Source organism: Thioalkalivibrio nitratireducens DSM 14787 (assembly GCF_000321415.2).
Taxonomy (GTDB): domain Bacteria; phylum Pseudomonadota; class Gammaproteobacteria; order Ectothiorhodospirales; family Ectothiorhodospiraceae; genus Thioalkalivibrio; species Thioalkalivibrio nitratireducens.
The window spans coordinates 967,923-988,170 of record NC_019902.2; the positions used below are offsets into that span (position 1 = coordinate 967,923).

The 20,248-nt window shown below is 66.1% G+C and carries 21 protein-coding genes, 1 other RNA gene and 2 riboswitches; of the genes, 15 read left to right on the forward strand and 7 right to left on the reverse strand.

The features are described 5' to 3' along the window. Nucleotides 1-267: 267 nt before the first annotated feature. From TVNIR_RS19645 to TVNIR_RS04880, 9 genes are all read left to right on the forward strand, one after another. The gene (locus tag TVNIR_RS19645) at nt 268-660 is read left to right on the forward strand and encodes a hypothetical protein (RefSeq protein ID WP_157092192.1); all 393 of its coding nucleotides are present in this window, start codon (nt 268-270) and stop codon (nt 658-660) included. Next, a complete protein-coding gene (locus tag TVNIR_RS04845) occupies nt 657-2,072 on the forward strand; it encodes a restriction endonuclease subunit S (RefSeq protein ID WP_015257869.1) in 1,416 nt (471 codons plus the stop codon). The genes TVNIR_RS19645 and TVNIR_RS04845 overlap by 4 nt, the downstream gene beginning before the upstream one ends. Next, nucleotides 2,069-3,013, forward strand: coding sequence for a GIY-YIG nuclease family protein (locus TVNIR_RS04850; protein ID WP_015257870.1), 945 nt, complete (start codon nt 2,069-2,071; stop codon nt 3,011-3,013). Before TVNIR_RS04845 ends, TVNIR_RS04850 begins: the two co-directional genes overlap by 4 nt. Before the next feature lie 91 nt (nt 3,014-3,104). Then, a complete protein-coding gene (brnA, locus tag TVNIR_RS04855; protein WP_015257871.1) occupies nt 3,105-3,374 on the forward strand; it encodes a type II toxin-antitoxin system BrnA family antitoxin in 270 nt (89 codons plus the stop codon). A gap of 121 nt (nt 3,375-3,495) precedes the next feature. Further along, a complete protein-coding gene (locus TVNIR_RS04860; protein WP_015257872.1) occupies nt 3,496-3,825 on the forward strand; it encodes a type II toxin-antitoxin system RelE/ParE family toxin in 330 nt (109 codons plus the stop codon). Beyond that, the gene (locus tag TVNIR_RS04865; protein WP_043739334.1) at nt 3,818-4,912 is read left to right on the forward strand and encodes a helix-turn-helix domain-containing protein; all 1,095 of its coding nucleotides are present in this window, start codon (nt 3,818-3,820) and stop codon (nt 4,910-4,912) included. Before TVNIR_RS04860 ends, TVNIR_RS04865 begins: the two co-directional genes overlap by 8 nt. 159 nt (nt 4,913-5,071) lie before the next feature. Continuing rightward, on the forward strand, nt 5,072-8,266 hold the full coding sequence (locus TVNIR_RS04870) for a type I restriction endonuclease subunit R (protein WP_211263179.1): 3,195 nt from the start codon (nt 5,072-5,074) through the stop codon (nt 8,264-8,266). Between the two features lie 147 nt (nt 8,267-8,413). Beyond that, nucleotides 8,414-8,920 carry a carboxymuconolactone decarboxylase family protein gene (locus tag TVNIR_RS04875; protein ID WP_015257875.1) on the forward strand — a complete coding sequence of 169 codons (507 nt, stop codon included), beginning with the start codon at nt 8,414-8,416 and terminating at the stop codon, nt 8,918-8,920. A gap of 250 nt (nt 8,921-9,170) precedes the next feature. Then, nucleotides 9,171-10,202: an ATP-binding protein gene (locus TVNIR_RS04880; protein ID WP_237251750.1), complete on the forward strand. Its 1,032-nt coding sequence runs from the start codon at nt 9,171-9,173 to the stop codon at nt 10,200-10,202. A gap of 214 nt (nt 10,203-10,416) precedes the next feature. Here TVNIR_RS04880 and TVNIR_RS04885 read toward each other — a convergent pair whose 3' ends face one another. From TVNIR_RS04885 to TVNIR_RS04910, 7 genes are all read right to left on the reverse strand, one after another. Then, nucleotides 10,417-10,749, reverse strand: a complete 333-nt coding sequence (locus TVNIR_RS04885) for a hypothetical protein (protein ID WP_015257877.1) — start codon at nt 10,747-10,749, stop codon at nt 10,417-10,419. A gap of 33 nt (nt 10,750-10,782) precedes the next feature. Then, nucleotides 10,783-11,466 carry a glutathione S-transferase family protein gene (locus TVNIR_RS04890; RefSeq protein ID WP_015257878.1) on the reverse strand — a complete coding sequence of 228 codons (684 nt, stop codon included), beginning with the start codon at nt 11,464-11,466 and terminating at the stop codon, nt 10,783-10,785. 73 nt (nt 11,467-11,539) lie between these two features. Further along, entirely contained in the window at nt 11,540-12,001 is a 462-nt protein-coding gene (locus TVNIR_RS04895; RefSeq protein WP_015257879.1) for an EVE domain-containing protein, read from the reverse strand. A gap of 118 nt (nt 12,002-12,119) precedes the next feature. Beyond that, on the reverse strand, nt 12,120-12,719 hold the full coding sequence (locus TVNIR_RS04900) for a 5-formyltetrahydrofolate cyclo-ligase (RefSeq protein ID WP_157092334.1): 600 nt from the start codon (nt 12,717-12,719) through the stop codon (nt 12,120-12,122). Between the two features lie 31 nt (nt 12,720-12,750). Then, a non-coding RNA gene (gene ssrS / locus TVNIR_RS18780) (6S RNA) lies at nt 12,751-12,936 on the reverse strand. Between the two features lie 13 nt (nt 12,937-12,949). Then, nucleotides 12,950-13,273, reverse strand: coding sequence for a cell division protein ZapA (locus TVNIR_RS04905; protein WP_015257881.1), 324 nt, complete (start codon nt 13,271-13,273; stop codon nt 12,950-12,952). After that, nucleotides 13,270-13,500, reverse strand: a complete 231-nt coding sequence (locus tag TVNIR_RS04910; RefSeq protein WP_015257882.1) for a hypothetical protein — start codon at nt 13,498-13,500, stop codon at nt 13,270-13,272. Before TVNIR_RS04910 ends, TVNIR_RS04905 begins: the two co-directional genes overlap by 4 nt. 249 nt (nt 13,501-13,749) lie before the next feature. Here TVNIR_RS04910 and TVNIR_RS04915 point away from each other — a divergent pair, with 249 nt between their 5' ends. The 6 genes from TVNIR_RS04915 (at nt 13,750) to gcvT (ending at nt 20,211) form a co-directional block, all read left to right on the forward strand. Next, complete coding sequence (locus TVNIR_RS04915) at nt 13,750-14,037, forward strand: hypothetical protein (RefSeq protein WP_015257883.1); 288 nt, start codon at nt 13,750-13,752, stop codon at nt 14,035-14,037. After that, complete coding sequence (locus TVNIR_RS04920) at nt 14,038-14,604, forward strand: UPF0149 family protein (protein ID WP_015257884.1); 567 nt, start codon at nt 14,038-14,040, stop codon at nt 14,602-14,604. Next, nucleotides 14,601-15,947: a Xaa-Pro aminopeptidase gene (gene pepP / locus TVNIR_RS04925; protein ID WP_015257885.1), complete on the forward strand. Its 1,347-nt coding sequence runs from the start codon at nt 14,601-14,603 to the stop codon at nt 15,945-15,947. Before TVNIR_RS04920 ends, pepP begins: the two co-directional genes overlap by 4 nt. Continuing rightward, the gene (locus TVNIR_RS04930) at nt 15,947-17,221 is read left to right on the forward strand and encodes an FAD-dependent monooxygenase (RefSeq protein ID WP_157092193.1); all 1,275 of its coding nucleotides are present in this window, start codon (nt 15,947-15,949) and stop codon (nt 17,219-17,221) included. The genes pepP and TVNIR_RS04930 overlap by 1 nt, the downstream gene beginning before the upstream one ends. Further along, entirely contained in the window at nt 17,218-18,393 is a 1,176-nt protein-coding gene (locus tag TVNIR_RS04935) for an FAD-dependent oxidoreductase (RefSeq protein WP_043739338.1), read from the forward strand. The genes TVNIR_RS04930 and TVNIR_RS04935 overlap by 4 nt, the downstream gene beginning before the upstream one ends. Nucleotides 18,394-18,869: 476 nt before the next feature. Further along, nucleotides 18,870-18,966: riboswitch (glycine riboswitch) on the forward strand. A gap of 2 nt (nt 18,967-18,968) precedes the next feature. Next, a riboswitch (glycine riboswitch) is annotated at nt 18,969-19,060 on the forward strand. 62 nt (nt 19,061-19,122) lie between these two features. After that, nucleotides 19,123-20,211 (forward strand): glycine cleavage system aminomethyltransferase GcvT, encoded by a 1,089-nt coding sequence (gcvT, locus tag TVNIR_RS04940; protein WP_043739341.1) that lies wholly within the window; start codon nt 19,123-19,125, stop codon nt 20,209-20,211. Nucleotides 20,212-20,248 lie beyond the last annotated feature (37 nt).

A 20,248-nucleotide genomic window follows, 5' to 3' on the forward strand; every position in this document is an offset into this window, starting at 1 on the left:
CACCTCCTCAGCCAGCGCGATACCTCTCCGCGTCGGTCGTCATTGCGAGCGAAGCGCGGCAATCCAGGCGGCGCGGGGGCGGCATCGCCCTCTGGATCGCCACGTCGCTTCGCTCCTCGCGATGACGCTGGTTTCGAAGATGGCCCAGTCCAGCTTGCGGAGCTTCCGTGATAATCAGGAGTTGTTATGCAACACACCTGCCATGCCTATGCCCGTTTTCGGGTACGCACAAATCGGCGGGTTTTTTTGTGTCCGGAGGATTTGGTCATGACGGTCTCTTCCAGCCGACCGCCCGGTCGTTACTGGGAAGCCTTCAGCCCGTTTCGTTCCTTGTCGCATGGATGGCTGGATGGCACACACGGGCGGGCGCCATCTGCTTCGGGGCTCAGCTGGCTGACACGGCAATTCGAGACGTACTACCCCGATGAACTCCCCATGCCCTGGATTTATCCGACGGCCGAAGGCGGCGTTCAGCTCGAATGGCGATCCGGTGATCGCGAGATCACCCTCGACATTGATCTGGACCGGCAGATCGGAGAGTGGCATGGGCTGGACCTGAGTACTGGCGACGAGTCAGCCGACAATCTCGATCTCTCGAATTCCGAAGGCTGGAGCGAACTGGGGCGCCGCCTCTGTGAGCTGGGCGGGATAGACCGATGACCTTTCCCCGTTACCCGCGATACAAGGACTCCGGCGTCGAATGGCTGGGCGAGGTGCCGGCGCATTGGGAGGTGAAGAGGCTGCGTTACGTGGCGCAGTTGAACCCGTCGAAATCCGAGATTCGATCCTTGCCGGCAGAGACGCCGGTAAGTTTCATCCCGATGGAGTCCGTGGGAGACGATGGTTCCCTGGTCCTCGACCAGACCCGTGCGCTGCAGGATGTGATTGACGGTTACACCTACGTCCGAGAAGGCGACGTGGCTGTGGCGAAGATCACTCCCTGCTTCGAGAACGGTAAGGCCGCCATCATGCGCGGCCTGACCAATGGAGTCGGGCTTGGCACGACAGAACTGACCGTGCTTCGGCCACGGGGCCCGGTCACCACGAGTACCTATCTGTTCCGTGTCGTCACTTCGGAGCCATTCCGCTGGCTAGGCGAATCCCATATGTACGGGGCTGGCGGGCAAAAGCGCGTTCCGGACGATTTTCTCCGCGAGTTCGCCATCGCCTGGCCTCCTCGCGATGAGCAGGATGAAATCGCCGCGTTCCTCGACCACGAGACCGGGAAGATCGATGCGCTGATCGAGGAGCAGCGGCGGCTGATCGAGCTGCTGAAGGAGAAGCGGCTGGCGGTAATCTCCCACGCCGTCACCAAGGGCCTCGACCCCAACGTGCCCATGAAGGACTCCGGCGTCGAATGGCTGGGTGAGGTGCCGGCACATTGGAGGGTCGGGAAAATAAAGTGGCACTTTTTTACTACTAGTGGAGGGACGCCCTCTTCATCGCGCTACGAAGAATATTTCGGTGGAGATATTCCATGGCTAAGGAGTCTGGATCTAAACGATGGCGTGATTGCTGAGTATAAAGTATCGGTAACGGAAAAGGCGTTAATAGAAACATCCTGCAGAGTCGTGCCGAAAGGGTCTGTCCTTATCGCTATGTATGGGGGAGATGGGACGATAGGAAAGAATGGTCTGCTTGGTTTTGATGCCGCAATAAATCAGGCTTTGTGCGCATTTCTACCTAGCAAAAAACATCTCGCAAGCTACCTGCATCGGTATCTCCAATTCTACCGCCCTTACTGGATGGTGGGGGCCGAGAGCTCAAGGAAAGACCCAAACATTGGGCAGGATCGGATAGGTGATAGCTTCTGCCTTCTCCCTCCAGTCGAAGAGCAGGGCGAAATAGCGTCGTATCTACACAGAGTGCTGGCCGATCTCGACCGACTTGAAACTGATGTAGTGGAATTGATAGGTGCCCTTGAAGAACGGCGCTCCGCACTCATCTCCGCAGCCGTCACCGGCAAGATCGACGTTCGCGGCTGGTTGGCCGGGCTCGAGACGCAAGAGCCGGAGCTGGCGATGGCTGCCGAGGAGCCGGCCGGGTATTCGGCGCAGGGCGGTGCGGCATGACTCAGGGGCGCAGCATCCGCCTGTTCCTGGTCGACGGCACGCCGCACGGGCTGCTGACGGCGGAGATCATGAACTGGACCGGGCATGTGCTCACCGGGCCGCGCGGCAAGTTGAGCGAGCTGGTGCAGCGGCCCGAGTGCGGGCGCACCGGCGTGTACTTTCTGGTGGGACCGGATGCGGAGAACAGCGCCCGCCCGCAGGTGTACATCGGTGAGTCGGATGATGTCGCCAAGCGGCTCAAGCAGCACAACCGCACCGAGGAGCAGGGCGGTAAGGACTTCTGGGAGAAGGTCTGCCTGATCACGAGCAAGGACCAGAACCTGACCAAGGCTCACGTGAAGTACCTGGAGAGCCTGCTGATCCAGCAGGCCCATCGCGTCGGCCGCTGCATCTTGCTCAACGGCACCCGCCACGACTACATTGGTCTGCCCGAGGCGGATCAGGCCGACATGGCCTTCTTCCTGGAACAGATCCGCACGGTACTCCCGGTGCTCGGCTTCGAGTTCCTGCGCGACGCCAGCCGCACGCCCTCCCGCGAGGCGGTGGAAGGCGTCGCCGGTGACGGTGGCGAAGCGGCGGCCTCGCCGCGATTCCGCCTGAGCTTCCCGAAATACGGCATCACGGCCCACGGACAGGACGCTGAGGGCGAGTTCTTCGTGCTGGAAGGGTCGCAGGCCCGGGCGGAGTGGGTCGCTCCGGGGCACCACTACCAGCGCCTGCACCAGCAACTGCGCGAGGAGGGCGTACTGGTCGAGGATGGTAGCGGCCTGCTGCGATTCTCCCGCGACTACGCGTTTTCCAGCCCCAGCGCCGCCGCGGCCATGGTGGTGGGACGGGCGGCCAACGGCCGCACCGAATGGAAACACGAAGAGACCGGCCAGACCTACGGCGAATGGCAGGACCAGGTAGTGAGCGTGGCCGCGAGCCCTGAAGAGCAATAATGGGCAACGGCGCGGCTGCCGTTACCTGCAGGGGAAAGCCGCGTTCGCCGGATGTCCGTCAGGTGCTCCCGCAGGAAGGAGGTTGAGCTCTATGAAAGCTGAAGACTTCGACAAGAAATTCGACGACGGGCAGGAAGACATCGTGGGCGAGCTCGACCTCGCGTCGGCGCGTCGCGTCAATCAGGAACAGAAGCGCATCAACGTCGACCTTCCCGCCTGGGTGGTGGAGTCGCTGGATCGTGAGGCGGCGCGCATTGGCGTGACCCGCCAGTCCATCATCAAGCTGTGGCTGGTCGAGCGCCTCCAGGCGGAAGCCGCCAACAGGCCGTTCGACGGTAACACCCGGGGCGGCACGCACTAGCTGGGTCCGTGGCACAAGGGGGTGGCGGAAAACGAGAACGAACGAGCGAATCGCGGCTTTAGCCGCTTAAAATGGTTTACCGAATGGGTAAACATGTCTATGATCAAGGACGGATCCCGGCGTGGAACTCGAATACAAGGACGCGCGACTGGAGGCCCTGTGCTTGCAGGAACGCAAGGCGCGGAAGGAACTCGGACACGACTGCGCACGCAAGCTGCGCGCTCGTCTGGCGGATTTGTTCGCTGTGAGCAATCCGACCGAGTTGGTGGCCGGGCATCCGCACCCGTTGAAGGGCGACCGCGAGGGCTGGTTCGCCGTATCTCTGAACAAGAAGGTCCGGCTGTGTTTCGAGCCCGCGGAGCAACCCTGGCCGCGGATGCCGGACGGCGGGATCGCGTGGGCGGCGGTGGATCGCGTCGTTGTTGTATGGATTGGTGATTACCATGACTGAATTTGCGCAGGCCAGAGTGCCGGACTGGGTCTCTCCGCCCGGAGAGACCATCGCCGACCTGCTGGAAGAGCAGGGCTGGGCGCAGCGCGAGTTCGCTCAGCGGATGGATTACAGTCCCAAGCACGTCAACCAGCTCATCAAGGGGAAGGTGCCGCTGACCGAAGAGACCGCGCTGCGTCTGGAACGGGTGCTGGGCGGTAACGCGCGTTTCTGGCTGGAACGCGAGGCGCAATATCGCGAGGCGCTGACGCGGCAGCAGGAGCTGAAGGCTCTGGCGACGCAGGCCTCCTGGCTGCAGGAGTTACCGGTGGGCGAGATGGTCCGGCTCGGCTGGATCCGGCGCTTTTCCAACAAGGGTCAGCAGGTGGCGGAGTGCCTCGCATTCTTTGGGGTGGCCTCGGTGGATGCCTGGCGCGAGCGCTACGCCACGGGGGCTGCGGCGTTCCGGGCGTCGCCGACCTTCGAGCGCAAGGGGCCGGCGGTAGGGGCGTGGTTCCGTCAGGCGGAGCGGCTGGCGGCCAGGATCGAGTGCGAACCCTTCGATCGGAAACGGTTCGAGGCGGCGCTCGAACACGCGCGGGCGCTGACCAGCGAATCCAGCCCGGAGGCCTTTGTGCCCTCGCTGGTGGAACAGTGTCGCAGGGCCGGGGTTGCCGTCGTGTTTGTCGAGGCGCCCCGGGGCTGCCCGGTCAGTGGTGCCGCGCGCTGGCTGAGTCCCGACAAGGCACTGATTGCACTGAGTCTGCGGCACAAGTCCAACGACCATCTCTGGTTTTCGTTCTTTCATGAGGCCGCTCATCTGCTGCTGCACGGCAAGCGCGTGGCCTTCGTGGACATGGAAGGCGAGCTCGATGGCAAGGAAGAACGCGAAGCCGACACCTTTGCCGAGAATCACCTGATTCCGCCGGCCAGCTGGCGCGAGCTGACAGGCTCCAGTTTGTCGCCGGCCGCCGTGGTGCAATTTGCGCGTAAAATCGGCATCGCCCCGGGTATTGTGGTCGGCCGGCTGCAAAAGGAAGGGCTGCTGCAGTGGCACCAGATGAACGATTTGAAGGTGCGTTACGCCTGGGAACGCGAGGCCGGTTGAGCGGGCCGGGGGAGTGTGGGGGCCGGAAAACAAAAGGCCCCGGCGGGTTCGCCGAGGCGCCTCACCGATTGCGTCTTTTCGATCCGCGATTCCAGAAGACGCGAGAACCGCTGTGACTGCTGCCGGTTGATCACAGGGGCAGATTGAACGGGGTGCATGATGGCGGACAGCAGGGAAGCCCGGTTTCAGCAGGACATCATCGACGCGATGACCGCCGATGGCTGGTTGACCGCTCCGGCCAGCGGCTATGACGCCGCCGATGCGCTGTACACCGAGGATCTCGTCGCCTACCTGCAGGAGGCGTGGCCGCAGCGCTGGGAGAAGTTCGCCGCCAAGAACCCGCAGGATCCGCAGAAGGCCCTGGTGCGCGCGGTCACGCGCGAGCTGGAGCGTGGCGGCACGCTGGAGGTGCTGCGCCACGGGGTGAAGACGCCGGGGGTGAAGCTGGAACTGTGCAGCTTCCGGCCCGACCACGAGATGAACCCCGAGTCCGTGGCGCGCTACCGTGCCAACCGCCTGCGGGTGGTGCCGGAGGTCTCGTACTCGCCGCATGCGCGCAGCGGCGAGTACAACCCGCGGCTGGATCTGGTGCTGTTCGTCAACGGCATCCCCACCGCCACGCTGGAGCTGAAGAGCGAGTTCAAGCAGTCGGTGGAGAACGCGAAGCGCCAGTACCGGCTCGACCGCCCGGTGAAGGATCCGGTCACCCGCAAGCTGGAACCGCTGCTGACCTTCAGGCGCGGGGCGCTGGTGCACTTTGCGGTCAGCCAGGACGAGGTGGCGATGACCACCCGCCTGAACGGCAAGGATACGGTCTTTCTGCCGTTCAACCAGGGCACCGAGGACGGCGGCGCCGGCAACCCCACACCACCGGACCGGGACAGCTACGCGACCGGCTACCTGTGGCAGCGCGTGTTCCAGCCGGATGCCTGGCTCCGGATCACCGGCCGCTTTCTGCATTTGGAGCAGAAGACCGAGGAGGACTTCCACGGCAAGCGCCGCAAGAAGGAGGCATTGATCTTCCCGCGCTTCCACCAGTGGGACGTGGTGAACCGCCTGATCGAGGCGACGCGCGAGGAAGGCGCGGGGCAGCGCTACCTGATCCAGCACAGCGCCGGTTCCGGCAAGTCCAACTCCATCGCCTGGATCGCGCACCAGCTCGCCGCGCTGTACGACGACGCGGGCGGCAAGCTGTTCAACTCGGTGGTGGTCGTCACCGACCGCACGGTGCTGGACAGCCAGCTCCAGGACACGATCTACCAGTTCGACCACGCCCACGGCGTGGTGCGGCCGATCACCCGCGATGTCGGCAGCCAGAGTAAGTCGGAGCAACTGGCCGGGGCGCTGGCCGAGCAGACGCGCATCATTATCGTGACCATCCAGACCTTCCCGGCGCTGTTCGACGCGCTGGACAGGCGCCCTGACCTGGCCGCCGGGCGCTACGCGGTGATCGCCGACGAGGCGCATTCCTCGCAGACCGGCTCCTCCGCCACCAAGCTGAAAGCGATCCTCGGCACCGACATGCCGGAGGACGAGGAGATCAGCGCCGAGGAGCTGCTTGACGCAGCCGTGGCCGCGCGCAAGCCGGCCGAGCGCATCAGCTACTACGCCTTTACCGCCACGCCCAAGGCGAAGACGCTGGAGCTGTTCGGCCGCCCGCCGAACCCGGAGCGGCCGGCATCAAAGGACAACAAGCCCGAGCCGTTCCACCTGTACTCCATGCGTCAGGCGATCGAGGAAGGCTTCATCCTCGACGTATTGAAGAACTACACTACGTACTCGACCGCCTGGAAGCTGGCGCACCCGCACGGCGACGACCAGGAGGTCGAGTCGCGCAAGGCGTCGACCAGGATCGCCCGCTGGGTGCGCCTGCACCCGTACAACATCGCGCAAAGGGTCGAGGTGATCGTCGAGCACTTCCGCGCCAACGTGCGCCATCTGCTGGACGGCCAGGCGAAGGCGATGGTGGTGACCGGCAGCCGCCAGGAGGCGGTGCGCTACATGCTGGCGATGCGCGAGTACATTCAGGACCGGGGCTACCCGGGCATCCACGCGCTGGTTGCCTTCTCCGGCACCGTACTGCCGGACGACGTGATCCCCGAGGAGGTGACCGAGACCAGCGCGCTGTTGAACCCGGGGCTGAAGGGCCGCGACCTGGCCGAGGCGTTCGATACCGCCGAATTCAACGTGATGATCGTCGCCAACAAGTTCCAGACCGGGTTCGACCAGCCCAGGCTCTGCGCGATGTACGTGGACAAGAAACTCCAGGGCGTCGACTGCGTGCAGACCCTCTCGCGCCTGAACCGCATCTTTCCGGGCAAGGAGAATACCTTCGTCCTCGACTTCTTCAACGACGCAGAAGACGTTCTCGCGGCCTTCCGCCCGTACTACAACAAGGCCGAGCTGGCCGATGTCTCCGACCCCAATGTCGTGTACGACCTGCAGAAGAGCCTCGACGCCGCCGGCATCTACCACTGGGACGAGGTCGAGAACTTCGCGCGCGCCTTCTTCGATCCAAAGGCCGGCGCCAGCCAACTCAGCTACTACTGCCAGCCGGCAAAGGAACGCTATACGACCCGGTACAAGGCCGTGCTGGAACGGATCCAGGCCTGGAAGGCCGCGCAGGCGCTCGCCGAGCGCAACGGCGACAAGGCCGGCCTCCACCGCGCCGAACAGGAGCTGAAGGACGCCCACACCACCCGAGACGAGCTCGACCTGTTTCGGAAGAACCTGCAGAGCTTCGTGCGCAGCTACGAGTTCCTGTCACAGATCGTCGACTTCGACGACCGCGAGCTGGAACAGCTCTGCGTGTACGCCCGTGCGCTGCACCCGCTGCTGCGCATCGAGAACCTGGAAGAAGACCCGATCGACGTCGACGAACTCGAGCTGACCCACTACCGGCTGAACAAGCGCGCCGAACATCGTCTGAATCTGGCGGAGGAGGGCGGAGACTACAGCGGGCTGAAGCCCGTCACCGACGTCGGTTCCGGCAAGCCCCACGACCCGGAAAAGAAACGCCTTTCCGAGATCATCGACCAGCTCAACGAACTGTTCGGCGCCGAAGTCAGCGACGCAGACAAGCTCCAGTTCGCCAACGGCATCGCCGACCGCATCCGCCGCGACGACGCCGTGATGGCCCAGGTCGAGAACCACAGCCCGGACCAGGTGATGCATGGCCTGTTCCCGAAACGCGTTACCGACACCGTGCTCGACGCGATGACCGACCACGAAAAACTCTCGATGCAGGTGCTGGACAGTCCCGAACATCAGCGCGACTTCGCGCTACTGATCCTGCGCCTGCTGACCGCCGGGGCCGGCGAGCAACGCAACCCCGCCACGAGGACCGGCCCCTGACGACTGCGTGAGCCCACGCGCCACGCGGATCGCGACGCGGCATCTGGTGTCCGGTGCTGGACGGGCTAGCGGTTTTTACCGATGGCGTGGTTGCCGCGTTTGGGCGACGCTTCAGGGCGAGGGCTCGATGCGCTGGAGGCTTGTAACGTGGCTGAGAGAAAACCGTACGAGATCCTGCGGGAGGTGGCCGACGTCTTCGACGATACCGTACCCAACCTGTATCGGATGCTCGCGCGCAGCACGGTCGCGCTGGACGCCTTCGTGTATTTCGAGCAAACGCTGGAACGGCATGGGTGCCTTGCGCGGGACGAGCAGGCAGTAGTGGCTCTCGAAGTCGCCATGCACAACAAGTGCAACTACTGCCGGGGCGTGATGACGAAGGAGGCACGCGCGTGCGGGGTCGATGACAGCAGCATCGAGGCCGTGCTGCATGGGTTCGAACCCGACCATCCACGTCATCGTCTGCTGGTGGCTGCGACACGGCGCCTGGTGGCCGAGTCGGGGTGCCTGGGACAGGCAGAAGTGGCGCTGTTGAAGGAACGGGGGCTGGCGTTCGAGGAGCTGCTCGAGATCATCGCCGTGGTCGCTGCCTTCACCCTGGCCACTTATGCGAACAACCTGGCGCGCACCCGGATCGACCCGGAATACCGCTGACTGCGTTGCGATGGCAACGCAGTCCCGCTGGCGCACAGCGGCGGTGGCCACACCGTGTTCCTGTTTGTGCCGGATGGCGTACGGGTGTTGCTGATCCGGCCATCGGGTCTGCGCGCAGGATGGCCCGCTGGCGCCGCGGCGCGGTGGCCTGCTGGACGCGGATTCGGGGTCGGGGTTACGCTGGGCCCGCCTCGAAACCGGCCGGCGCTCAATGATCCTCATCGACTCGCTTTCCAGCCAGTCTCTCAGCGTGAACACAACCGACGCCGTGGCGCAGTTGTTCGAGGAGCTCTACGACCCGGCACTGCTGATCGACCCCGAACAGGGAGCGATCGTTGGTGCGAACCATGCGGCCTGCCTGTTCCTGGGTTACAGCGCTGATGAACTCGCAGCCCTTACGCCGGCGGATATCCATCCGCACGAGATTCCCCGGCTGGATGCGTTCCTGTCCGCGGTGAAGCACAAAGGCCGATGGGTCGCGGACGACCTCGCCTGCCGCGTCAAGAGCGGCGGACTCATTCCCGCCCAGGTGCGCGCGACGCTGGTGCGGATCGCCGGCCGCCCGTTCGTGCTGGCGATTGTGCACGACCGCCGGGATGCGGAACTCGCGGAGCTCGGTCGTTCCATCCGCAAGGTGACTCACGACCTGCGTAACACGATGGTGGCCTCGCGGCTGATGAGCGATCGCCTGCGACGGCACGAGGATCCCCTGGTCAGGCAGAGCGCCGAGATCATTGCCCGCTCCGTGGATCGCGCCCTGGGTATGTGTGAGCGAACCCTGGAGGCCGGCAGCGCCAGCGAGCCGAAGCCCAGGCGCGAACGCTTCACGCTGGGCGATCTGGTCTCCGAGCTACACGCAGCCGCCGGGCCGGAAGAGGTCGCGGCGGTACGGCTGGAGGCCCCGGATGTGGAAACCATGGAGCTGGACGCCGATTACGACCAGATCTTCCGCATCCTGATGAACCTGATCCGCAATGCCATCGGGGCCGGCAGCACCCGAATCCTGCTGACCGGAAACAGCGGTAACGATTGGACGACCATCGTGGTACGGGATAACGGGCCGGGTCTGCCGGAAGCCATGCTTCCCTGTCTGTTCGCTGAAAAGTCGCCGGTGGCCGGCAAGACCGGGGGACTGGGGCTGGCGATCGCGTGGGAACTTGCCCGCAACAATGGCGGCGACCTGACCCTCGTCGATTCGGGTCCGCAAGGCACGGCGTTCCGACTGGTGCTCCCCGCACCCGGTGCCGGCCCCGGCGAACTGGCTGCCGGCGCAGGCGCGTAGCGCCGCGGGCGTGAGCATGAAAGAACCCGCTGCTCCCGTCTCGGGGTGACCTGGGCGGAAGAACGAAGTTGCCATCCGCCATCCTGCGGCGCGGACGCCGTTCGGCGGATGACGGCCTTCGGCCTTTTCCGCCCTACCGCAGTTGCCGTAGGTTGTGCCGAAGGCACAACGTCCGACAGTGATTCAAGTGGCTGTGCTCGACGGCAGGGGGCTCTCAGTGTTTCCTGGCGGCCAGGGCCTCTTCGTTGTAGGCGGCGTCGATGGTCACGACGGTCTTCTCGACCAGTCGAAAGCCCTCGACCGGGGCGTCGTCGTGCATGTACTTCAGGCGTATCGGCCCGATCGCCTTCACCGCCGAGGCACGGTCGAGTTCGGTACCCGGGCTGTCGGCGCCAGCCCCGTCCATCAGCGCCGCCAGGATCTCGGCGGCAATCGGGTCGCAGTGCGTGCCCGCGCGGGCCTTCGCCAGAGTGGCGGCGGCGCCACCGTCCAGGAAGCGGTGATCGAGGTGCCGGTCGAGGTAGGCAAGGAGTCGTTCCAGGGTCATCGTGTTGCTGCCTCCGGTCGATGGGGTCGGGGTTCACGCTGCGATCCGGTCGTGGTCGAGCCGGACTCCGCAGGCCTCCTCGACCCGGTTCAGGTAGTACAGCAGATTGATCGGCAGGTGGATGCCATCGTGCATCTGCAGCGGATACAGGTCGGCGGCCAGCAGGCAATCCGCGACGCTGAGCCGGCCGAGGTAGAAGCGTTCGCGCGCCAGGTGCCGGGCAAGTTCGGACAGCCGGCTCAGTCGGGCGAAGCGGGCGTAGCCCGCATACCGGTCGTTTGCCAGTTCCTCCAGCCCCGCGCCGAGTCGATGCCGTGTCCATGCCCTGAAGTCCGCCATCGCGTCGGGTTGGTCGCCGATGCCGTGGAAGCCCGGAGCCAGCGGTGCGTACAGGCGTTCGAGGATTGTGTCCACCCACTGCCGCCAGTCCAGCAGCGCGGCCCAGGCAGCCTCGGTGATCAGTCCTTCCCGCAGCGGGGGAGAGTCAGGGAACAAGTCGTCGATGGCGGCCAGCACCTCCGCGCTGTCGGTATGCACGCGGCCATCGGGGGTCTGGAGCACGCAGGGTTGACGGGCGATCCCCAGCTCGAAAAAAGTCTCGTCGTCGAACCAGTCCAGCCGGCGGAGTGCGGGGTTCAATCGCTTTGCGCCCAGCGCCAGCCGCAACCGCTGGGCGTGGGGGATGTGCGGGAGGTAGAAAAGGGTGGTCGCCATCATCCGGCGCCTGGATTCCGGGGAGCCCGGTTTCGGATTGCGCCAGGGCGTTCTGGCACGCTGCGGCTGGTCCGGTCTACCGGCGGTGAGCATGGTCCATGATGAACCGCCACTGAGCCTCGGTGATGGGCAGGATCGACAGGCGGTTGCCCTTGCGTACCAGCGGACTGTCGGAGAGCTCGGGTTGCTGCTTCAGCCAGGACAGCGGAATCACTTCGGAAAATTTCTCCTCGAACGCGACATCGACCCGGTACCAGCGCGGGTTGTCGGGGTCGCTCTTCGGGTCGTAGTACTTGTGATCCGGATCGAATGCAGCGTCGTCCGGGTAGCCTTCGCGGTGGATCCGCAGTACGCCGACGATGCCGGGAACCGTGGTATTCGAGTGGTAGAAGAAGGCCAGGTCGCCCGTTTTCATCTCGTCGCGCATCATGTTGCGCGCCTGGTAGTTGCGTACGCCTTCCCAGGGCTCCACGCCGACGCGTTCCAGGTCGTCGATGCCAAAGACATCGGGTTCGGACTTCATCAGCCAGTAGCCCATCGGGTTTCCTCGGTCGCTGTGGGTGGCGGGGAAGTCATGGTATCCGGGTCGATGGTCTACCAGAAACCGCCGGGATGGGGGCGAAATCCGCGCGCGGCGAGACGAAAATCGGCGTGATTCAGTCCGCTGAGAAGAACTGCCAGCCGGATTCGGTAATCACGCCGTCGAGCCGGACGTCCCAGGGTTGCGCTGCGATGCCGGCGACCTGCTGGAAGTCGTGGGCGACGCCGATCAGCCGCGGCCGGCGGCTCTGGCCGAGGCGGCGGCGGGCGAAGTAGCGGTCGTAGTAACCGCCACCCATGCCGATGCGATGTCCCTGCGCGTCGAAGGCCACCAGCGGCACCAGCACCGCAGTGATTTCCCGACGCCAGATGCGCCGCGCCGCCGGGCAAGGCTCCGGGATGGCGAATGCGTTGCGGCAGAGCGCCTCGCCGGGATGCCAGCTGCGGAAATGCATGCGGCCGGTACGGTGGCGGTCGAGCACGGGCATCGCAATGCGCACGCCGGCCCTTGCCTGCTGGATTAGCAGTGGGGTCAGGTCGATCTCGCCGCGAATGCCGAAATAGCCGGCGAGTGTGCCCGGTCGCAGCCAGCGCAGGCAGCGACGGGCATGTTCGCAGATCGACCGGGAATGTTCCCGAAGGCAGGCATCGGACAGCGCCGCGCGCTCGCGGCGCAGCCGACGGCGGATCGAATCCGCGCCCTCCCGGGTTTCGATGGGAGCGGGCGGGAGATCCGAATTCGGGGGGGCGTGCACCGCGTGCGCCGTGGTGGCCATCGACCTTGAACCAGTGGTTCAGGTGGGAAAGGACTGCGGGTTTACAGGCTTTCCGCTCAAGGCGGACATGCACAACCACCCGAAAGTGCCTGATTCCCGTGGTTGACGATTAGGCTCAAGGGTACCACCAGGCCATTCACGAACGCCGCAGGAACACGCCCGAGTACGCATTATGAACCATTCGTGCCGTTTCGTGCAGTGTCCCCCAGTCTTTTCTCGACCGCCTCGGCCAGTGCCTTCAGGCGTTCCGGGGTCCGCGTCTCCAAGCGCTCGAGGTCACGGCGGCACTGGAGCATTTCGTGTGCGAGGTTCAGCGCAACCATCACCGCGATGCGGTCGGCGCCGACCACCCGGCCAGCATCCCGTACGGCGCGCATGCGCTCGTCGAGGAGGCTGGCGGAGGCGTAGAGATCGGCGCGTTCTTCGGGGGGGCAGGCGACCTGGTATTCTTTGCCCAGGATGCTCACGCGGACCGGTTCGGCAGGACGGTTCATTCGGGATGCTCCATGGTACGCAGGCGCGAGATCATGCCCTCGACCCGGTGCCGGACCTGTTCGGTGCGTTCCTTGGCGGCCGAGCGTTCTGCGCGCAACTGCCGCAGTTGCTCGTGCAGGAGCTGATTTTCCTCGTATAGCGCTTCGTAGCGGTCGGCGAGCAGGGCAACGGCCTTCTCGAGCCGATCAACGGCGGTGTCCACCTCGGTGGGATGGGTGGTGTCCATGATGTGTTCCCGGCCCTCGGTTGGGTGGCTTTGCTTGAGGAGGCTTGCAGTACCGCGAGTCTAGGAGCGGCGGCGGCGGAGCGTCAACTGGGATTGCGGCAAATGCCAACAGGCTCGCGGATTCCGCGAAGAACCGCGTGCATGCACGGTCGGGATCGCGGCGTTCGCGGGTGATGGCCAAGTTGCGGGTACCCGGCGTGCCAGCGACAATGACACGACGGGTCAGCGAACCCGGAACACGGCCGCAGGATGACCGAGATACCGCCGCCAGGCCCCGGAGCCACCGTGATCGATGCCATCGCACACAATGGCAGGCCTTGCCGCATCGTGGATAACACCGGCAGCATTGCACGCGATGAACTCGAGCGCCTGCTGGAGGATCTGATCCAGGGCCGCCATTTCGGATTGCGGGCAGTCTCCGCGAGCGGCAGTTCGGAGATCCGGCTTGGTGAACCCGAATTTGCGCACATGCAGTTCGGCGAGCGAATTTACCGCTTGCTGCTGTTTCCCTACGAAGCACGTCTGGAGGCCTTCTGAATGACCGCGCCGCGGGAGTCCGACCTGGACGGGCTGGAACAACTGCTCCGGTCTGCGGGATTGCCGTGCTCGGCACCGACCGCTCATGGTCTGCTGACCGGATGTCTGGTTGCCGACCCCGGGGCGACGGGTACGACGCTCGAGCGGGCGCTGGGGGAGGCGCAGTCTTTGAGCACGGCTGCGGCAGGGCTACTGCCGCGAGCGGTGGAAGCCCTGCGGCTCGATCTGCTGCGCGCGTTCAACGACGCCGAACTGAGTTTCGAGCCGATGCTACCGGGTGACGACGCCGAGCTGGAGGTGCGTACCCGGGCGCTGGGCGAATGGGTCGATGGCTTTCTCGGCGGTTTCGGACAGACGCCGCGACCCACCGGACAGGCGCCTTCGCCGCAGGCGGCCGAGCTGCTCCGGGATTTTGCCGAGATCGCGCGCATTGCTCCGGAGCCCGACGCCACCGAGGAGCACGAGCAGGCGCTGGCGGAACTTGCTGAATACGTGCGCGTGGGGGTCATGCTGCTGGCCGACGAGTTCGCCCCTGCCGCACCTCGGACTCGGATTCCGATGCAATGAAGACACCGCAGATCCCTTCGAAGGACTTCGTCCGTCGCCGCCAGCGCCTGATGCGCGCACTCGGAGACCAGGCAATCGCGGTCATCCCGGCGGCCACTGAGCGTCTGCGCAACCGCGACGTCGAATACGCGTTTCGGCAGGACAGCGATTTCCTCTATCTGACCGGGTTCCCCGAGCCGGAGGCGATTGCGGTGCTGGTGCCGGGGCGCGAGGCCGGGGAATATGTACTGTTCTGCCGTGACCGTGATCCGGACATGGAGACCTGGAACGGTCGCCGGGCGGGGCCCGACGGGGCGGTTTCCGGCTACGGCGCCGACTGCGCGTTCCCGATCGGCGACGTGGACGAGATTCTGCCGGGGCTGATGGAAAACCGGATCACGTTGTGCGCGCCCTTCGGCCACAGCGAGGCGCTGGATCAGCGCCTGTTCGGCTGGGTCAACCAGGTCCGCGCGAAGGTGCGTGCGGGGGTACGGGCACCGCGCGAATTCGTCGCGCTCGAGCACCATCTGCACGAGCAGCGGCTGTTCAAGCAGGCCAGCGAGATCCGGATGATGCGCCATGCGGCGGACATCTCCTCGGGTGCGCATGTCCGGGCGATGCAGGCCTGCCGGCCCGGGATGGCCGAGTACGAGGTCGAGGCCGAACTGCTGCACGAGTTCCGCCGCCACGGAGCAGAACCGGCCTATCACTCGATCGTGGGCGGCGGGGAGAACGGCTGCATCCTGCACTATGTCGAGAACCGTTCCACGCTGCGCGACGGGAACCTGCTGCTGATTGATGCCGGCTGCGAGTACCAGGGGTACGCGTCGGACATCACCCGCACTTTCCCGGTATCGGGACAGTTCACCTCCGCCCAGCGCGAAGTCTACGAACTGGTGCTGGAGGCCCAGGCCGCCGCGATCGCGAAGGCGGTTCCCGGCAACCACTGGAACGATCCGCACGACGCGGCGGTGGGCGTGCTTACCCGCGGCCTGAAGGCGCTCGGCGTGCTCAAGGGCCGGCCCGCAGACCTGATTCGCAAGGAGGCCTACAAGCCGTATTACATGCACCGGACCGGGCATTGGCTGGGGCTCGACGTGCACGACGTCGGGGATTACCGGATCGGCGAGGCCTGGCGTCTGCTCGAACCCGGCATGGTGCTGACGGTGGAACCGGGCCTGTATTTCGGCCCGCGCGCCAGTGCACCGAAGCGGTTCCGCGGCATCGGCATCCGCATCGAGGACGACGTCGCGATCACCCGGTCCGGGCACGAGGTGCTGAGTGCCGATTGCCCGAAGACGGTGGCTGCGGTCGAGGCCTGCTGCGCGGCCGCCCCGGCAGCGGCCGGCCCCGGCATGCGCTGATGGCTGCAGGCATGCTGCGCAGCGACGTGCTGGTGGTGGGTGCGGGTCCGGTCGGGGCGCTGCTCGCCTGCATCCTCGCGCGCGCCGGTCGCAGTGTACTGCTCGCCGAGCGCGGGCGGCTGCGCCCGGACGCCGGTTCGAACCCGGACACCCGGGGATACGCGCTGTCCGCAGGCTCGGTGACACTGTTCGAGGATCTCGGCTATTGGGCGGCGCTGAAGCCGTTCGCGACGCCGATCCGCGAGGTCCACGTCAGCCGCCAGGGCACTCTGGGCACCGTGTCGATGGACGCCGACAGCCAGGGAGTTTCGGCGCTGGGGCAGGTCGTGCCCGCCGCTCGCATCGACGCGGTTCTGGCCGGTGAACTGGCCCGAGCCGGTGTCCGCTTGCTGGAAGAGACCCGGTTCGAGAGTCTTGCGCCGGCTCAGCGGGGACGCCGGCAGGCCGTGGTGGCCGGCGCCGATGGTGATCAGCGCATCAGCGCCCGCCTGATTGTGGCGGCCGACGGCATCCGTTCGGCCGCGCGCGCCGCCGCCGGAATCGACGTGCTGCGCCGACGCTACGATGCCGATGCACTCGTGTTCGACGTGCGGCCGGCGCGTGCGCACCAGGGGCGCGCCTTTGAACGCTTCACGCCCGAGGGGCCGCTGGCCCTGCTGCCGCAGTCCGACGATCGGATGAACGTCATCTGGGTGGCGCCCACCGACGTCTGTGACCGGCGTCAGGCCCTTTCCGAGTTCGAGCGCGTCGCGGAATTGCAGGGGCATTTTGGCTGGCGCCTCGGGCGCCTGCAGGCGGCCGGTCGGGTCGGCCGCTTTTTGCTCGAGCAGGTGCGGGCCCGGTCGCTGTACGCTGAACGCCTGGCCCTGGTGGGCAATGTGGCCCACGGACTGCACCCGGTTGCCGGGCAGGGATTGAACCTTTCGCTGCGCGACGTCGCCACACTGGCTGCCGGGATCCTGCGCGCGGATGACCCGGGTGCCCGCGAGGTGCTTGCGGCCTACGCCGCCGCACGCGAGTCGGACATCGACCGGGTAGCCGCTGCCACCGATTTCCTGGCTCGTGGCATGCTGGCGGACGGGGGGCTGATGCCACATGTCCTCGGGGCCGGCATGTTGGCGCTGGACCGCCTGGAACCGTTGCGGCGATTCTTCGCCGCCCAGGCGATGGGCCTGCAACCGCAGCCGCGTCATCTCCTGCGCGCGTTGCCTGCGGCGCGGAAGGCGGCGGCGCGGCGCGGAGCGACCGGTCGTTCGCGCGGGGCGCCGGCATGATTGGGCGCAGCGGGGAATTCGATTGTGTGGTGGTTGGTGGTGGCGCCGCGGGTGCCGCTACCGCCCTCGGGCTGCTGCAGGCCGGCTGGCGGGTGGCGCTGGTCGAGCGCAAGCCGCGGCCCCGGTTCCCCCGGGGGACTCCGGTGACCCGGGTCGCGACCCTGAACGCGGCCTCGATGCGCCTGCTTGAGGATCTCGGCGTTGCGCGGGCGGTGCTGGACCGGCGCGGGCATGCCTTCTACCGGATGGAGGTCTGGGATGCGCACAGTACCGCGGCGATCCGCTTCGATGCCGACGATCTCGGCGTGCCCGCGCTCGGGTGGACGGTAGAACTGCTGGCGCTGGAAACGAGCCTCTGGGAGGCGCTTGAGGCCAACGGGGCTGATCTGCGTGCCGAGACGCGTTGGCGGGCCATCGATTGGCGCCCGGACCGGGTCGACCTGCACCTGCAGGGGGGCGACGTGCTGAGAACGCGTCTGCTGGTGGCCGCCGACGGTGGCGAGTCGCCGTTGCGGACCCGCGCCGGGATTGCGGTGCGCCGCACGCCGTACCACGCCAGCGGTGTGGTCGCGACGGTGGGTACCCGGTTCGCGCACGAAGACACCGCGTGGCAGCGCTTTGATCACGACGCGATCGTCGCGTTCCTGCCACTGGCCGATGGTCGCTGCTCGATCGTCTGGTCCCAGCCTGACTACGCGGCGGAGGCGGTAATGGCGCTCGACGACGACGCCTTCGCCCGGGCGCTGGAAGACGCGTTCGGCGGGCGGCTCGGGACGATCGAGTCGGTGTCGCCACGCCACCTGTTCCCGCTGGTGGGCCGGCAGGCGCAGGACTATGCACGCGGGCGACTGGTGCTGGTCGGCGACGCCGCTCATACCATCCATCCGCTGGCCGGACAGGGGCTGAACCTGGGGTTCGCCGACGTGCAGGCGCTGCTCGAGGCGCTGCCCAACGAAGCCGGTGGCGATCCGGCCGGCACCGATGCGCTGCGCGAATATACCCGCAGCCGGCGTCTCGAGAACGAGACGATGCTGCGGGCGATGGAAGGCCTGCGCTGGTTGTTCGGGTCGCGCCAGCCGGTCGTGACCGCACTGAGGGCGGCCGGTGTGCGGCAGACCGACCGTAGAGACCTGCTGAAGCGTTTCTTCGCGCTGCGCGCACTCGGGCTTTGAGCGGTGGGGTAGCCGCGAATCGCGGGGCCGCGTAATCGGCACATATCGGCTGTTCTTCGTTCGGAAAGATGCCGGTTTCCGGGGCTTGCAATTCCTGTTTATGCACATCCTCGGAGTCACTTGTGGATCTGCAGTAAGGGTCGCCGGTGGTTTTCGCAGAGCAGCATTAGAGGCCTTTGAATTAACGAAAAAACAGTTACTTGCGTATTTTGGTCAAGTTTTGGCCAGTTTGATTCCAGTCGAGCAGCCATAGGGGCTGCAGGGGATTGGCGACAACTCTTCCACAGAGTTATCCACAGGTACTGTGGAAAAGTGACAGATGTGTTAATGCCTCAGGGACTTAAGCGGCAATCCTGCGGATGCCTGCGATGAATGCCGGGCAAGTGGATGCCCATGGCGATCGGGCAGGCTTTCGCGATGGCGCCGTATTGGTCTAGACTTTGCCGCAACTGCCGGCTGCGGGTGCACCCCGCTGCCGCACCTCCTTGGAAGAGAGTCATCCGTATCGTGGATGACCGCCGAAGGCGCAACGTCCGCCCGGAATCGCTCAGGCTGTAGGACCGGGGAGGTGTACTCAGGCAGACTCTGGAGAGCGGCCGCATGCGGCCCACCGAAGGGGGCGTTGCCTGCAACGCAAACTCTCAGGTTTCAGGACAGAGGGGCGGCCGATGGCGAACGCTGTCGGCCGCCCTTTTCGTTGCGATCGATGCCATGCTGCAAGGAGTCCGGATGACCCTGAAAACCACCGCCCTGCATTCCGCCCACCAGCGCGCCGGTGCGCGCCTGGTCGATTTTGCCGGCTGGGAGATGCCGCTGCACTACGGTTCCCAGCTCGAGGAACACCGCGCCGTGCGGGAATCCGCCGGGGTGTTCGACGTCTCGCACATGCGGGTCGTCGACATCCAGGGGGTCGGGGCCAAAGACTTCCTGCGGCGGCTGCTCGCGAACGACGTCGCGAAGCTCAAGTCCGAGGGGCGCGCGCTGTACAGCTGCATGCTGAACGAGCAGGGCGGGGTCCTGGATGACCTGATCGTGTATTTGCGGGGCGATGAGAGCTATCGGGCGGTGGTGAATGCCGCGACGGCAGAGGGCGATATCGCGCACATGCGGGCGCTAGCGGACCCTGCGACGGTTCGCATCGAGGTCCGGGCGGAACTCGCGCTGCTGGCGGTTCAGGGGCCCGATGCGGTCTCCCGGACGCTGCCGCTGTTGCCCGGCGACCTGCGCGTGGCGGGAGAGCGGCGGCCGTTCAGCGCGGTCTGGAACGACGACTGGATGGTGGCCCGGACCGGCTACACCGGAGAGGACGGCTTCGAGATCATGCTGCCGGCCGCGACGGCCGAGTCCCTGTGGGAGGCGCTGCTCGCCGCGGGCGTGCGCCCGGTTGGTCTCGGGGCCCGCGATACCCTGCGCCTGGAGGCCGGCATGAATCTCTACGGCACCGACATGGATACCACGACCACGCCGCTGGTATCGAATCTGGGCTGGACGGTCGCCTGGGAGCCCGAGGACCGCGCGTTCATCGGGCGCGAGGCACTCGAACGCCAGCGGGCCGAGGGTGTGCCGGAGAAGCTGGTCGGCCTGGTGCTCGAGGGCCGCGGCGTGTTGCGCGGCGGCACGCGTATCGAAACCGAGGCCGGGAATGGCGTGGTGACCTCCGGCAGCTTTTCGCCCACACTCGGCGTGTCCATCGCGCTGGCCCGGATTCCGGCGGCTTCCGCGAACGCGACGCTGACCGCCCATCTGCGCGGCAAGCCGCATCCGGTTCGGGTGGTGAAGCCGGTATTCGTACGCCACGGCAAGTCGCAGATCGGCTGAGAGCGACTCCCGTTCCGCGCCCCGGCGGACGGCACCC

What these genes read in the sequence shown, in the direction of transcription:
- TVNIR_RS19645 (WP_157092192.1), top strand. Translation starts at nt 268, where the DNA reads ATGACGGTCTCTTCCAGCCGACCGCCCGGTCGTTACTGGGAAGCCTTC.
- TVNIR_RS04845 (WP_015257869.1), top strand. Translation starts at nt 657, where the DNA reads ATGACCTTTCCCCGTTACCCGCGATACAAGGACTCCGGCGTCGAATGG.
- TVNIR_RS04850 (WP_015257870.1), top strand. Translation starts at nt 2,069, where the DNA reads ATGACTCAGGGGCGCAGCATCCGCCTGTTCCTGGTCGACGGCACGCCG.
- brnA (WP_015257871.1), top strand. Translation starts at nt 3,105, where the DNA reads ATGAAAGCTGAAGACTTCGACAAGAAATTCGACGACGGGCAGGAAGAC.
- TVNIR_RS04865 (WP_043739334.1), top strand. Translation starts at nt 3,818, where the DNA reads ATGACTGAATTTGCGCAGGCCAGAGTGCCGGACTGGGTCTCTCCGCCC.
- TVNIR_RS04870 (WP_211263179.1), top strand. Translation starts at nt 5,072, where the DNA reads ATGGCGGACAGCAGGGAAGCCCGGTTTCAGCAGGACATCATCGACGCG.
- TVNIR_RS04885 (WP_015257877.1), bottom strand. Translation starts at nt 10,749, where the DNA reads ATGACCCTGGAACGACTCCTTGCCTACCTCGACCGGCACCTCGATCAC.
- TVNIR_RS04890 (WP_015257878.1), bottom strand. Translation starts at nt 11,466, where the DNA reads ATGATGGCGACCACCCTTTTCTACCTCCCGCACATCCCCCACGCCCAG.
- TVNIR_RS04895 (WP_015257879.1), bottom strand. Translation starts at nt 12,001, where the DNA reads ATGGGCTACTGGCTGATGAAGTCCGAACCCGATGTCTTTGGCATCGAC.
- TVNIR_RS04905 (WP_015257881.1), bottom strand. Translation starts at nt 13,273, where the DNA reads ATGAACCGTCCTGCCGAACCGGTCCGCGTGAGCATCCTGGGCAAAGAA.
- TVNIR_RS04910 (WP_015257882.1), bottom strand. Translation starts at nt 13,500, where the DNA reads ATGGACACCACCCATCCCACCGAGGTGGACACCGCCGTTGATCGGCTC.
- TVNIR_RS04915 (WP_015257883.1), top strand. Translation starts at nt 13,750, where the DNA reads ATGACCGAGATACCGCCGCCAGGCCCCGGAGCCACCGTGATCGATGCC.
- TVNIR_RS04920 (WP_015257884.1), top strand. Translation starts at nt 14,038, where the DNA reads ATGACCGCGCCGCGGGAGTCCGACCTGGACGGGCTGGAACAACTGCTC.
- pepP (WP_015257885.1), top strand. Translation starts at nt 14,601, where the DNA reads ATGAAGACACCGCAGATCCCTTCGAAGGACTTCGTCCGTCGCCGCCAG.
- TVNIR_RS04930 (WP_157092193.1), top strand. Translation starts at nt 15,947, where the DNA reads ATGGCTGCAGGCATGCTGCGCAGCGACGTGCTGGTGGTGGGTGCGGGT.
- TVNIR_RS04935 (WP_043739338.1), top strand. Translation starts at nt 17,218, where the DNA reads ATGATTGGGCGCAGCGGGGAATTCGATTGTGTGGTGGTTGGTGGTGGC.
- gcvT (WP_043739341.1), top strand. Translation starts at nt 19,123, where the DNA reads ATGACCCTGAAAACCACCGCCCTGCATTCCGCCCACCAGCGCGCCGGT.